This window comes from Methanolobus halotolerans (assembly GCF_004745425.1).
Classification (GTDB): Archaea; Halobacteriota; Methanosarcinia; order Methanosarcinales; family Methanosarcinaceae; genus Methanolobus; species Methanolobus halotolerans.
Genome location: NZ_PGGK01000025.1, coordinates 1 through 12,688, shown reverse-complemented (window position 1 = coordinate 12,688; position 12,688 = coordinate 1). Strand labels below are relative to the sequence as shown.

Genomic DNA, 12,688 nt, shown 5'->3' with positions numbered 1-12,688 from the left:
CCAACGTCAGACAGGAAATAGCTCCTGCCTCCACTTGTTATAAGGCGGTGATTGTAATTGTTTCCCGCATTTCGCGAGGACCCCTAAAAGACCACGATGCTATATATACCTTCCGACTGAATGGTCGGAAGACATGACCGGACCTTTTTTGAAGTCTTTTTTTCCGCGCACGAATACGCGGAAACATATAAATGATGCAATTGTATATATAAGTTTCCATTACAGATAATAGAAAAATACTTGCACCCTGATCAAATATCAATCGTTGAAATATTTAGTACTTCAACCATACATCTCTCCGAAATCATCTTCTGACGCACTCGTGCGCCATTTCCTGCAGAGAGAAGCAGCCCTAAAAGGATACTCTATTATATAAAGTTTTGTATGGTTGGTTTTAACTAATCCAGTTTTTTACATTTTACATACTAGAAGAGCATAAAGTCCCAGGACCCATACTAATCCTGTAAATGCGTTTTCGAAGTAATAATCAAAAATACCTACCACAAAGAGCCCTAAAAATGAAATAACAGTATATGGTCGCCATATGAAGAAAAACTTGGGATATGCCAAGCCCCATAAAAACATAACCACTCAGAGGACGGCTGGAAAATGTAACATGGAGACTTAAGTAGCACAACTGCCAGGAAGAAAAAAAATTATTTATTGATGCAAATGTGCATATATCCTAACATCCAGCTGGTTACATGCACCAGAATAATATAATCAACTCAACTTAAGTTCGGCTTCGGACCATCTGAACTATTTTAGTGGACTGGTCGGGAATTGAACCCGAGGCCTCTACCATGCCAAGGTAGCGATCTTCCCCTGATCTACCAGCCCAGTATTTTAGCACATAAAAGCACCATCTCAAATAAAGTTGTCGCTACAAGAAAGTATTCTTGTACGAACTTTAGAAAAATATTAAGTATCTTTGCGTGAGCAAGCGAAATATTAAAGTACCTGTATGCGTATTTGGAGTGTCGCTTGATGAATAACATCATCTCCTGACATAAAATCGCATTGGGCCCGTAGCTTAGCTAGGTGGAGCGCACGGCTGATAACCGTGAGGTCCTGAGTTCGAATCTCAGCGGGCCCATTACCATATTTTTCTTATTTTTTTCATTCAATTGAGCATTTAACTTTATTAATAACAACATAATCACTAAGAAAATACCGCGTCCACACAATAAGAACAGCGCTCATTCTATGATGCAAACAAATACCCAACAAGTGTCGGCCATCCAGTAAAAAGGAAAAAGGTTTTTGATTCTACTTTATTGATTAGTCGTTATTGTATTCACAGTGCCTTCTTCATCCACAATGGTCATAGTCCCGTCCTTCATACTCATCTCACTGACCAGTTTTCCACTTGCATCAAAGGACTTCCAGCTGAATATCTCGCCATCTTCTGACCACATATACTCGATCCGGGCTATCTCTTCCCCCGGATCATTGGAATTGAATTCTGCCTTGCACATCTCCACCCCGTCAATTACCTCTTTTCCAGTAACTTCCATGGAAACCTGTTCACCTGTGGCAGGATTGGATGACTGCCATGACGTACCAACCGGGCACCAGTCATCTTCACCGGAGGAGGTAACTTCAACATCTTGTCCACCTTCTGCCTCATGAATGGTACTATCGTCACTACAGCCGGAAGCGGCCACAACTATAAGTAATACCATAACTACTAGCATTTTTATTTTCATAATAATCCTCATTTTTTGATTTTCTTATTAAGATTTAAGCATAGCGATTTTATCCCCCATCAACAAAGAAGCCCGATTGTATCAGAATTCAGGAAAAAGAAAATTTAAAGCGCCCTAAGCTAAGGAAAATCCCATGAATTATTTACACAGAGAAATGAAGGATAATATCACAGAACACCATACAATCAATAATATATTATAAAAAATGCATTTTCCGTTTTCCCTATTATATTATAATATAGATTAATATATTATCGATGCTTATAATAGTTGAATAGTTATGATGTCCAGAACACACCAGCATGCTCCAATAAGTTAACGCTGGATAACGAAATGCAAACCAAGAGTATTTTCCAATGATCAATTCCGTTTAAACAACTTTACCTTCAAATGCATTTGGTGATATTATGAGAGAGAAGAAACCCCACAATATGAGTGAAAAAGAGTACGAAATTGTCGAACTGCTCAGGAAACTGGATATGAACAGACCTGTTGCATTGACACTTGCGTCGCTGTCAAGTGGGGATGAAATCACATCCAGGGAGATTGAATACATTTCTAATCTAAGGCAACCTGAAGTAAGTATTGCGATGAGATACCTCAAAGAAAACAACTGGGTTGAAATACGTGAAGAGAAGAAGACCGAAGGAAAGGGCAGACCTGTCAAGTTGTATAGATTGATAACACCTCTTGAAGAGATCGTGCGCAGTATTGAACAAAAAGTGATGCTGGAAAGCAGATCAGTGCTTGAGAATATCGAAAAATTAAAGAGGCTTGCCTGAATTATCCAGAGTAACTCTTTTTTGCGGACATACATCTTAATTCTTCATAAATTTTTAGTTACCAACAGCTATTTTAATCGAAGATTTTATAACTGCTTATTTAGTCTTCCATACTTGCAAATGCAAGAAACGGAGATATTTTTTTGAGCACCATAAGTGAAAAGATCTTTAGCCGTGCGGCGGGAACTGAAGAAGTCAAAGCAAATGAATTTGTGATAGCAAATGTAGACTATGCCATGGCCCACGACGGGACCAGTATACTTGCCGTACGGTCTTTCCGGGAAATGGAGATCAAGAATGTCTGGAACCCGGACAGGATAGTTATCCCCTTTGATCACCTCACACCTGCCAATACAGATACAACCGCCGCCCTCCAGCATGACACTCGCGAATGGATAAAACAGCAGAACATCAAGAACTTTTTTGATGTGGGAGAAGGCATATGCCACCAGTTACTGCCTGAAAAAGGGTTCACCTTACCAGGTAAGCTTGTCGTGGGAGCAGATTCGCATACATGCACCTACGGCGCATTCGGCGCATTCGGTACAGGGGTCGGAGCCACAGATATGTCGGAAATCTTTGCCAGTGGAAAACTCTGGTTCAGGGTACCGGAAAGTATAAAAATCACTGTACGTGGAAAGCTGCCCAGACATGTATTCGCCAAAGACCTGACACTGAAGATCATCGGAACCCTGGGTGTTGCAGGTGCCACCTACAAAGCAGCTGAGTTCTATGGAGATACCATTGAAGACCTTACAATATCCGGCAGGATGACACTGTGCAATATGGCGATCGAGATGGGAGCAAAAGCAGGTATCGTGCCACCCGATAAGAAAACATTTGACTATCTTGAAGGGCGCTCGGTCGAGGAATATGAGCCCCTGTATGCAGACGAGGATGCATCCTATACAAAGCAATACAACTTCTATGCAGATGAGCTGGAACCACAGATCGCCTGCCCCCATAATGTTGACAATGTTCATAACATATCCGATATACCTGCAACCAGGATAGACCAGGCATTCATAGGAACATGCACTAACGGCAGGCTCGAGGACCTTGAAGCTGCTGCTAGTATCCTCGGAGGAGAAAAGGTCGCAGTCAGGACAATAGTAGTACCTGCATCAAGGGAAGTACTACTCGAAGCTGTGAGAAAAGGTGTCATCGAAACACTCCTTGAAGCTGGTGTAACCGTCGGTCCCCCGGGATGCGGTCCATGTCTGGGAGGACATATGGGCGTCATAGGAAAAGATGAAGTGTGCATATCTACGGCTAACCGTAACTTCAAAGGCAGAATGGGCACAGGAGGATCAATCTATCTCGCATCTCCGGCAACAGCTGCTGCATCTGCAATAACCGGAGAGATAACCAATCCGGCAGATATTTAGAGATTCAACTGATATTTAATAATATGAAATAAGGGTCGTGAACACATGACAACAGACATAGATAAAGAAAAACTGACACATCTGCTTGAACACTGGATCGAACATAACCAGAACCACAGCAAAAGTTTCAGAGAGTGGGCGAACAGAGTGACAGAAGCAGGTCACGAAGAGCTTGCCGAAGATATAAAGGCTGCGGAAAAGAAAATGGACGAATGTTCCGATGTTCTTAAAAGAGCCAGGAACAAGCTCTAGTCCTAACCTCCTGCATTCTAAGGATGTGAGGAGCTAGGCCAGAAAGTTGAAAGATTAAAGTTGCCCCACCCCAAAACCTGGTTTTAACGACCAAGTTCGGCGTGTGCCCGGGCAAGGTGTCCGGCTGCCTGAGCACCTACAAGCGAAATCTCACCAGCCAACACGGCCGTGGCTACTATTTCTGCAAATTTCCTGGAATTCGTCCCCGGAGGATTACCCGAACCTTTGACACCCAGCATATTCAGGCAGTCACTCTGCGGACCAAGGCCCGTACCGCCTCCTACAGTACCGACAGGAAGTGCTGGCAGAGTTACTGAACAATAAAGATCCCCATATTTTGAAAGTTCCATTGTTGTGATAGCAGTGCTGCCTTCGACAACATGAGCTGCATCCTGACCACATGAGAGAAATATTGCAGCAATGACGTTTGCAGCATGTGCATTGTAACCGAGAGCACCGGCACGTGCAGAGCCAAGGAGGTTCTTTCTGTAATTAACATCAATCATTGTTTCAGGCTCACACTTCAGACGTTCCCTGACGAGTTCCTTTGACATGGTAACATCTGCAACAACAGTCTTACCCCTTCCCAGAATATTATTTATCGCAGCAGGCTTCTTATCAGTGCACATGTTACCCGAAAGGGATACCGGTATGACACCAAACTCATCCTCTATCAGGGTTGTCAGTGTGTCAGTAGCAATGGTAACCATGTTCATACCCATGGCATCTTTAGTGTCATAGGAAAATCGCAGATAGACAGTGTTTCCGGCAACATAGGGTTCAACATCGATAAGTTCACCAAATCTTGTGGTCTCTGAGGCTTTTGCTTTCATCTGGGTCAGTACATTCGGTTTTTTTACCCATTCCACAAATTCCTTTACCTTAACGACATTGTCCAGCTTGAACACCGGAGCTCTTGTCATCTGATCCTGAAAGATACGTACATTTGCCCCATCTGAATTCGTGATTACTGAGCAGCCACGGTTCACACTGGCAACCAGAGCGCCTTCGGTAGTTGCCAGTGGCAGATAGTAAAGTCCCCGGGCAAATTCACCTTTTACATTGAGAGGGCCCGCGACACCGAGAGGTATCTGAACAGCACCTATCATATTTTCGATATTGCGTTTCGTTACTTCATTTACATTCAATGAATGATCCTGTATATGTTCAAAGGATGCACCAGAGGATGCCTCCACGGCATATCGCCTGATTTTTACAGCGGTTTCCTTATCAGTCAACGAATCCAGCCGGTGGTATGAGATTTCCCCTTTAATCACTTTATCCAGCAGTCCTTTCTCATCCCCGTTCAAATCATCTGTTAATGTCATATTTATCTCCGAAAATAAATCGAATATAATAGATATAATAGCTTGCAGAACATCTCCTTTTCGGTAGAGGATATTATTTTCTATGATACAAATATTTCACGCCTTCGGGAAAGTGGATATTATCATTGTTCTGAAAGCATTTCAGCGTAGATACAAATAAATACGTGCGTTTTTATATTAGAATGGTATAATAAAGTATATTCAATAAATTGAGAGATCGATCAAAAGGTCACCATAAAATTTAAGGCAATTACGAGTAGCCTATTATGCAGAATACAGTTATTGAATTCGGGAGTAGAGTTAATATTTATTGAGATTTTGATTAGGTGGTATATGTGTCAGATGCAGATTTGCCAGAAAGAATAGGGACGGGAATACCCGGACTGGATGAAATGCTTCGCGGAGGTTTCTTCGTAGGTACTGCGAACGTGGTCTCCGGAGACTCCGGTACAGGTAAGACGATCTTCGGAACACAATTCATCGTTGAAGGAGCGAAGAATGGTGAGAATGTCATGTGTATTATCACTTCCGAAGAATCAAAGTCAATTGTAAGGGAAATGAAGACATCTTTCAACTGGGACCTTGAAGAGTATGTCAAAGAAGGTAAACTTACCTTTGTCGACATTACTGACCCCAGTCTCCGTCTTCAAAAAAGTGTGGAGATTGCACCATCAGAGCTTATAAAGAGTTTCAAGAAACTTGTGGAAAGCAAGATCGAAGAGATCAAGCCAACGAGGATCTTCATTGACTCTATTGAGGCACTCTTTTTGGCCATAGAATCCAATTATAAACTAAGAACGCTTATAGATGATGTTTTTAGTGTGTTCCGCAAGCACCAGGTTACATCGGTCATTACAGTTGGTTCGATGTATGATCTGGACGAGATGGTTGAATATGGAGCTGATTCTGTGATCAAGGTAGGTCGTATAATTGCAGGAAACAATCTTCAGCGTTCCATCTATGTCATGAAGATGAGAGGTTCCGGAACCATCAATGAAGTTCGCGTACTCAACATATCAGACAACGGCATGGCCGTGCTGGCACAATCCCCATACCTTGAATGAAAAGATAACAGCATAAAGCCATCTTTACTTTTTGCCAGGAACAAGATTAATTCAGGATGAAACCAGATCAGAACCTGAACCAGTCATCATCATCTGTGTTTTTCTCAGTCATGATATCAATATCCTGCACAGACCTGTCTGCTACCGAAGCAATTGCATCTGAGAGATCCCTGAGATACTTTTTCTGGTTAAGACTCCCATAGATGAACTTTTTATCAAGCTGCAGATTTTCCCGTATGGTCTCTTCCTTTGGGACCAGCGTCACCTGAACATCCGTCATTTCAAGAGCTTTTTCCATGGCCTGTCTGAAATCTCCCAGGCAATAGGCGATTCTATGTTTGTAGTTATGACGAGTCTTTTCGAGATATATTGCAAGGCGCTCACTTTCCATCTTCAGGAAATCACGCTTGACCATTGCAACATTACATTTTCCCATTATGAACTGATAATCCATAAAAGGATATTCCATGTCTAATTCCCTGGGAGTAATGCCACAGGTCCCAAAAACAACTATGTGAACATCTTCCGGCTTCAAGAGACTGTATATGAGCCGGTCGAACAACTTATGTGAAGGGCTTTCATGGTATGGTTTTTTCTTTGAGCAGGGAACGAATATACAAATATCCCTGTGAGGCGGCTCATATTCATTAAGTACCCATTCATTGGCACGTATCATATCAGGATGGTAGATAAGTTCATCCGTATCCAGCGGCTTACTGGAGCGTTCGTTCTCAGGTATTATAGGAGTCAAGGAATGCAAATATCCCGGCAAACTATATATATAATTGACGCAGACAATATACGGTTTTGCACAAAACATGCAAGGACGTTTGTTTTAGCGTTTCATATCATAAAGATTTATTAAGAGGACAGAGAATGGCAAGTTCGATTCCCGAGATGTTAAGAGCAGATTGCAAATGTGAAGATATGGCCAAATGCGTGCTTGGCCTGAAAGAACTTGACATAAGCACTTATAAGAGACTACTTGAAAATGGCCCCATGACAGCAGAACAACTCGGAGACCTCCTTGAAAGGGAGCGCAGCACAGCTTATCGTTCACTTCAGAATCTTATCGCATCGGGTCTTGTCTACAGAGAAACAAGGTCCATCGATATCGGTGGTTACTACTACGAATACGTTGCTATCGAACCCCTCAAAGTAAAACAAATGATAAAAAAGACTATTGACGAGTGGTATCAGAAAATGAACAGTCTGATCGAGGACTTCGACAAAGAACTCATGCGATAAAATTCACTGCTTTTTTCCGGATATTCTGATATATCAGACCTACTTTCAATCATTGACGACAAGACATCCTGCAATCATGTCATGCAGCCCTTGTTTTTTCTCGGTGAAGCCAATCATCAGGTAACCAAGGTAGAATACCACCGACGAAAGGATCTTTGCAAAATGTCTGAGTGTTGCCTTCCAGAAAGATATCCGATTCCCTGCCAGATCGGTGACCTTCATACCAATTAGTTGCTTACCGAATGTTGCCTGGTAGGAAGAACTTTCCATTATGGCAAAATAGAGCCAACGGATAAGCACATACAGTACTGTAATGAAAAAGAACAAAGTGGAGAAGAATGCGGGCATGAACCCTTCACGGGCAAAAAGCCCGACAATACTACCGGTGACACTCCCAAGAACAGTTCCCAGGAAAACAGCTAGAATACCTCCGATAAGGACAACTAACAGTGTATCAATAATAGCAGCCATCAATCTTTTCCAGAAGCCTGCATATGCAGGTGTCTTCAACAGATAGGCTCCGCAATTGCGGCATTGAATAAGATATTCAGGATTGTATTCACCGCAGTTCTGACAGTACGTTTGGACTCACCATGTTGAATTATGGTAACGGTGCTATTTAAAAAGTTTGAATAAAAAAATAGAAAAGAGCCTAACTAAAAATGGAACGTAGATAATACGTTTTATGCATATGTGTGAGAACGGAATTATGATGAAACATATGGTGCATCAACTGTCACAATAGCACACCGAAATTTGTTTCATACAGTTTCATACAGTTTCATACATATACACAAACATCACACCAACAATAGAATCTCATACATAGAAATAATAGAAATTCATGAGAAAAGTAATCTCATTTATTTCCATGAGTCTTTCAGCCAAGAGAACATTTGAACCCATTCCCTGAAAGTATAACCAAGTATGTAATTGCAAGAACTACAATCAGTACGGGCATTCTATAACGAATATATTTTACTTACTCTGTGATGATATTTATATAGCATAATGAAGTAAAAGAGAGAGAATGCAAACTTTCAGTAAAATGTCACAGGCATTGGTCATCCTTGCTGTGTTGACAGCTGTGCTTGCTTATGCACTTTATCCATATATCAATGCTTTTTTTGGAGCCTTCATACTTTATGTATTGTTCCGACCTTTTTATATTTTCCTTACATCCCGCCTAAAGATCAAACCAGGTTTAGCAGCAATTTCGATAATAGTTCTATCGATCGTCATAATTCTTATACCTCTTTATATACTGCTCACTATCGTTATAGTACAAGCACAGAATGTCCTTCTGAACATTGATGCAATAACATTGTATGTCGAATCGGTTAACGAATACATAGTCGATATCAGCAGCGACTTGCTACCGGTCGGAATTAATCCCCAAGAGAGATTGCTGGAGTTCGCTGCAAGTGTTGCGAACTATTTCAGTGTAGTGGCTCTGGATGCAATCCAGAGTGTAGGTAAAAGAGCTATTGAGTTCATTATCATGTATTTTTTACTCTTTTATTTATTGGTAGCCGGGAACTCGAAGTTCATAAGGGATCTTCAAAAGGCCTTCCCCTTTAATGATAAGAATACCACCCGGCTTCTGGACGAGTTCAAATCCCTTGTACAGGCCACACTGATAAGTACAAGCGTCATTGCCATTGTGCAGGGAGGGATACTTACAATCATTTTTATCCTACTGGATATTGAAGGTGCTATTCTGTGGGGATTCATCACTGCCGTCCTTTCATTCCTGCCGGTCATAGGCCCGCCTGTTATCTGGATACCTGCAGCATTATTCCAGCTACTACAGCAGGATTATTTTAGCGCCGCAGGAGTGCTTATCGGAGGACTGGTACTGAGTTCGATCGATAACTTCCTTCGACCGGCAATACAGGAGAAAGTAGGGAAGATACATCCACTGGCATCCCTCATCGGAGTGATAATCGGTCTGAACCTTTTCGGACTTCTTGGTATCTTTATAGGCCCACTCTTACTGTCATACGTCGTACTTATGGCAAGAATGTTCCATGAAGAATATCTGAACCCCGGAAGTAACACGGATAATACAGCCGAAAATGTACTTGTTGAGGGAAAATGAATTACCAGGATAAGCTATAAGCATTTAGAATTAATTACCACTTTATGACAGCAGCAATTGTATTGTAATCAGGCAATCCTTATTTAGATATGTCATCTGAAGATAAGACACGTGATTCTGAAGGATCCGATGGGGCATCTTATGCCTGTACATTGAAAGAGGATTCAGGAACTTCACGAAAAAGAGATCTTATAATTGCGGTCGCACTAATACTGTTCATTGTTGTGTGGACTGTTTTCCTGTTGTATCATCCCCCGGAAGAGATAGTCGGGTTCCTAGGTGTAAATAATACATACATGGTCGTTTTCCTGCTGGCGGCCACAGGAGGCGTATCTGCGTTCACTTCAACTTCATTCTACACCGCGCTGATCACAATATCCCTGGGAGGAGTGGACCCTATATACCTGGCACTTTTTGCCAGTGTAGGACTAACGCTCGGAGATATCGTATTCTATTTTGTTGGCAAGAAAGGAAGACAATGCTTTCCACAAAAGTATGAAAGGTACATTAATATGTTTTTCCAACTGGTAGAAAAAGTCAGCGACAGGACAATTATTGCAGTGATATTCTTTTACTCGCTTACACCGCTACCCAGCGACATACTTGCAATCGTACTTGCAATTCTTGGATTCCCTCTGAAGAAGATAGTTCCACCATTACTCATAGGGAATTTTGCGCTCATTCTAGTGCTGGCAGAACTTGCAAGATATGGCTATCGATTGTTCTGATAACCACAAAAGGCATGTTTATAATGCAAACTGCCCATTATTTAGTTTTACCGGGATCCGGAATGTGAAGTTACTCCCGTTTCCAGGTTCACTCTCAACTGTAATGCTGCCACCATGAAGTTGAACGAATTGCTTGACAAGTGAAAGACCAAGACCCGTACCTTCATACTGCCTGGACTGGCCCGGATCAATCTGGCTGAAAGGGGTAAACAGTTTTTTCTGATCCTCCTGAGATATACCGATACCTGTATCGACAACAGAAATCTCCAGCATGTCGTTCTTTACACATACAGCGATTTTCACAATACCATTATCAGGAGTGAATTTCATTGCATTACTGACAAGATTGTAAAGTATTTGTTTGAAGCGTACTTTATCCGCGCATATGGTCATGTCCTCTGAATCAAAATAAACTTCCAGAGAAATATTCTTTTTTTTTGCGATAGGTGAAACAATATCCCCCCACATTCCCCAGAACTTCACTTACGTTGAAGACATTTTGATTCAACTCCATTCTTCCGGATTCTACTTTGGACAGGTCCAGTATCTCATTTATAAGTTCAAGAAGATGCTTCCCGCTTGCAGAGATATGCCCGAGGGGCCTCTGTTGTTTCTTACTTAGCTCTCCGAAAATGTCCTCAAGTAGCATATCGGAGTAGCCGATAATAGCATTCAGGGGAGTCCTTATCTCGTGACTCATACTTGCAAGGAACTCACTCTTAGTCCTGTTCTCCATCTCAGCTGTCATCTTTGCACTTACCAATGCTTCTTCTGCTTCTTTTTGACCGGAGATATCCTGGAAGTTTTCCAGAATGTACATTTTTCCATCGATTGTTATCTTTTTGGCATTCTTAATGATTGGATTCTTCCTGCCATTCTTGCATTTAATTGTCGTGTCCATGCCCTGAAAGCATTCCATACCATCTACCCATATGGGACATTTCTTTGAAAATGACCCCTTAGGACACAGGATATCACATAATTTCCCCACAAGCTCTTCTCTGCTGAAACCGGTGATCTCACAGGTACGCTGGTTCACATCCTCGATAATATAATCCGTCCCGATGATCAGAGTTCCGCCAGGCATGTTGTCGTAGAGTGTCTGTAGGCGTTCCTCACTTTCCTTTAGAGTCATCGCTGCTTTTTTGCTCTCAGTGATGTCATTTATACTGAACATCACCTTGATATCTCCACTAATATTGATGTAGGAGCTTGAGATTATAACATTACGGGATGATTCAGAGCCATCCGGCAGAATAATTGTAAAATCACCTTCCTTTTTAGAAATACCTTTACAGACCCTGATAGTATCCATTGCAGAATTCCTGAAGACACATTTATCACATTCTTCACTGGTACCGCATTCATCCCCCTTGAAGGCATTAATACAGGAAAATGCATCTCCTGCCTTAAGACCTATCAGCTCTTGTTTATTTTTTCCCGTAACTTCAACGCATGCAATATTGATATTTTCAATGATACCGTATCTGTCCAGCAATAACATAGGCGTGGGTGCAAGGCTAAAGATCGAATCTAATGTGTCCTTTTGTTTTTGCAGCTCTGCCTCGTGCTTTCGGCGCTCAGTGATATTGCGATCAACTCCGGATGAAACCTTTATTGCGCGACCGAGTTCAGCTTCACTAAATGGTTCTTTTATGTATTCCGCAAGTTTTAATTTATCCAGGTCATTAAAGAAAGTTTCATCAGGATTTGAAGTTGCAATTATCGAAGGAATGCCATTTTCTCCAAGCGATGATGAGATATGATCAAAGAATCCATATTGCCCTGCATCCATATAACAACAAAAAAGATCAGGATTTTGCGTGGGAATGGTTTTTACAATATCTTCTACAGATGAGGAGACCACAACAGAATGTCCCATAGATACAAGCTTATTTCTGAAAACACTGCCGTTTTCACCGCATTCAAAAACCAATACATTTAAGGCTCTGTAGAAAACCGGTAATCCACTATCATTCAGTTGATGTTATGTAATATGAATTAGACATATTTTCATCATGGGGAAACGGGGACCAAAACCAAAATACACTAATGTTGCTTGTCCTAATGAAGACTGTGAATATTATG

General features: G+C 41.6%; 13 protein-coding genes and 2 tRNA genes. 8 read left to right on the top strand and 7 right to left on the bottom strand.

Going from position 1 to position 12,688, the window contains the following annotated elements:
* Nucleotides 1–768: 768 nt before the first annotated feature.
* Nucleotides 769–840, bottom strand: a tRNA-Ala gene (locus CUN85_RS12695).
* A gap of 182 nt (nucleotides 841–1,022) precedes the next feature.
* On the opposite strand from CUN85_RS12695, the gene CUN85_RS12690 reads away from it, so the two are divergent.
* Nucleotides 1,023–1,096, top strand: a tRNA-Ile gene (locus CUN85_RS12690).
* A gap of 178 nt (nucleotides 1,097–1,274) precedes the next feature.
* Here CUN85_RS12690 and CUN85_RS12685 read toward each other — a convergent pair.
* Nucleotides 1,275–1,709: a membrane-binding protein gene (locus CUN85_RS12685; RefSeq protein WP_135390678.1), complete on the bottom strand. Its 435-nt coding sequence runs from the start codon at nucleotides 1,707–1,709 to the stop codon at nucleotides 1,275–1,277.
* A 407-nt stretch (nucleotides 1,710–2,116) separates the two neighbouring features.
* On the opposite strand from CUN85_RS12685, the gene CUN85_RS12680 reads away from it, so the two are divergent.
* The 3 genes from CUN85_RS12680 (at nucleotide 2,117) to CUN85_RS12670 (ending at nucleotide 4,131) form a co-directional block, all read left to right on the top strand.
* Nucleotides 2,117–2,491, top strand: coding sequence for a transcriptional regulator (locus CUN85_RS12680; RefSeq protein ID WP_135390677.1), 375 nt, complete (start codon nucleotides 2,117–2,119; stop codon nucleotides 2,489–2,491).
* Nucleotides 2,492–2,634: 143 nt separating this feature from the next.
* On the top strand, nucleotides 2,635–3,879 hold the full coding sequence (locus CUN85_RS12675) for a 3-isopropylmalate dehydratase large subunit (RefSeq protein WP_135390676.1): 1,245 nt from the start codon (nucleotides 2,635–2,637) through the stop codon (nucleotides 3,877–3,879).
* 45 nt (nucleotides 3,880–3,924) lie between these two features.
* Nucleotides 3,925–4,131, top strand: a complete 207-nt coding sequence (locus CUN85_RS12670; protein WP_135390675.1) for a hypothetical protein — start codon at nucleotides 3,925–3,927, stop codon at nucleotides 4,129–4,131.
* Between the two features lie 83 nt (nucleotides 4,132–4,214).
* On the opposite strand, the gene hmgA is transcribed toward CUN85_RS12670, so the two are convergent.
* Nucleotides 4,215–5,459, bottom strand: a complete 1,245-nt coding sequence (hmgA, locus tag CUN85_RS12665; protein WP_135390674.1) for a hydroxymethylglutaryl-CoA reductase (NADPH) — start codon at nucleotides 5,457–5,459, stop codon at nucleotides 4,215–4,217.
* Nucleotides 5,460–5,794: 335 nt separating this feature from the next.
* Between hmgA and CUN85_RS12660 the strand changes: the two genes are divergently transcribed.
* Nucleotides 5,795–6,523: an RAD55 family ATPase gene (locus CUN85_RS12660; RefSeq protein WP_135390673.1), complete on the top strand. Its 729-nt coding sequence runs from the start codon at nucleotides 5,795–5,797 to the stop codon at nucleotides 6,521–6,523.
* Nucleotides 6,524–6,590: 67 nt separating this feature from the next.
* Here CUN85_RS12660 and CUN85_RS12655 read toward each other — a convergent pair whose 3' ends face one another.
* Nucleotides 6,591–7,274 carry a DUF5591 domain-containing protein gene (locus CUN85_RS12655; RefSeq protein WP_135390672.1) on the bottom strand — a complete coding sequence of 228 codons (684 nt, stop codon included), beginning with the start codon at nucleotides 7,272–7,274 and terminating at the stop codon, nucleotides 6,591–6,593.
* Between the two features lie 125 nt (nucleotides 7,275–7,399).
* Here CUN85_RS12655 and CUN85_RS12650 point away from each other — a divergent pair, with 125 nt between their 5' ends.
* Nucleotides 7,400–7,771: a helix-turn-helix domain-containing protein gene (locus CUN85_RS12650; protein WP_135390671.1), complete on the top strand. Its 372-nt coding sequence runs from the start codon at nucleotides 7,400–7,402 to the stop codon at nucleotides 7,769–7,771.
* 45 nt (nucleotides 7,772–7,816) lie between these two features.
* Here CUN85_RS12650 and CUN85_RS12645 read toward each other — a convergent pair whose 3' ends face one another.
* A complete protein-coding gene (locus tag CUN85_RS12645) occupies nucleotides 7,817–8,281 on the bottom strand; it encodes an RDD family protein (protein WP_205804462.1) in 465 nt (154 codons plus the stop codon).
* A gap of 520 nt (nucleotides 8,282–8,801) precedes the next feature.
* Here CUN85_RS12645 and CUN85_RS12640 point away from each other — a divergent pair.
* Both CUN85_RS12640 and CUN85_RS12635 read left to right on the top strand, forming a co-directional pair.
* Nucleotides 8,802–9,872: an AI-2E family transporter gene (locus CUN85_RS12640; RefSeq protein ID WP_135390670.1), complete on the top strand. Its 1,071-nt coding sequence runs from the start codon at nucleotides 8,802–8,804 to the stop codon at nucleotides 9,870–9,872.
* 89 nt (nucleotides 9,873–9,961) lie between these two features.
* The gene (locus CUN85_RS12635) at nucleotides 9,962–10,600 is read left to right on the top strand and encodes a VTT domain-containing protein (RefSeq protein ID WP_135390669.1); all 639 of its coding nucleotides are present in this window, start codon (nucleotides 9,962–9,964) and stop codon (nucleotides 10,598–10,600) included.
* An 18-nt stretch (nucleotides 10,601–10,618) separates the two neighbouring features.
* On the opposite strand, the gene CUN85_RS12630 is transcribed toward CUN85_RS12635, so the two are convergent.
* Nucleotides 10,619–10,993: a sensor histidine kinase gene (locus tag CUN85_RS12630; RefSeq protein WP_167848890.1), complete on the bottom strand. Its 375-nt coding sequence runs from the start codon at nucleotides 10,991–10,993 to the stop codon at nucleotides 10,619–10,621.
* Between the two features lie 10 nt (nucleotides 10,994–11,003).
* Nucleotides 11,004–12,536 (bottom strand): PAS domain-containing protein, encoded by a 1,533-nt coding sequence (locus CUN85_RS12625; protein ID WP_135390667.1) that lies wholly within the window; start codon nucleotides 12,534–12,536, stop codon nucleotides 11,004–11,006.
* Between the last annotated feature and the right edge of the window lie 152 nt (nucleotides 12,537–12,688).

Excerpts from the sequence above, each read along its gene's own strand:
- CUN85_RS12685 (WP_135390678.1), bottom strand. The coding sequence starts at position 1,709 with ATGAAAATAAAAATGCTAGTAGTTATGGTATTACTTATAGTTGTGGCC.
- CUN85_RS12680 (WP_135390677.1), top strand. The coding sequence starts at position 2,117 with ATGAGAGAGAAGAAACCCCACAATATGAGTGAAAAAGAGTACGAAATT.
- CUN85_RS12670 (WP_135390675.1), top strand. The coding sequence starts at position 3,925 with ATGACAACAGACATAGATAAAGAAAAACTGACACATCTGCTTGAACAC.
- hmgA (WP_135390674.1), bottom strand. The coding sequence starts at position 5,459 with ATGACATTAACAGATGATTTGAACGGGGATGAGAAAGGACTGCTGGAT.
- CUN85_RS12650 (WP_135390671.1), top strand. The coding sequence starts at position 7,400 with ATGGCAAGTTCGATTCCCGAGATGTTAAGAGCAGATTGCAAATGTGAA.
- CUN85_RS12640 (WP_135390670.1), top strand. The coding sequence starts at position 8,802 with ATGCAAACTTTCAGTAAAATGTCACAGGCATTGGTCATCCTTGCTGTG.
- CUN85_RS12635 (WP_135390669.1), top strand. The coding sequence starts at position 9,962 with ATGTCATCTGAAGATAAGACACGTGATTCTGAAGGATCCGATGGGGCA.
- CUN85_RS12630 (WP_167848890.1), bottom strand. The coding sequence starts at position 10,993 with ATGACCATATGCGCGGATAAAGTACGCTTCAAACAAATACTTTACAAT.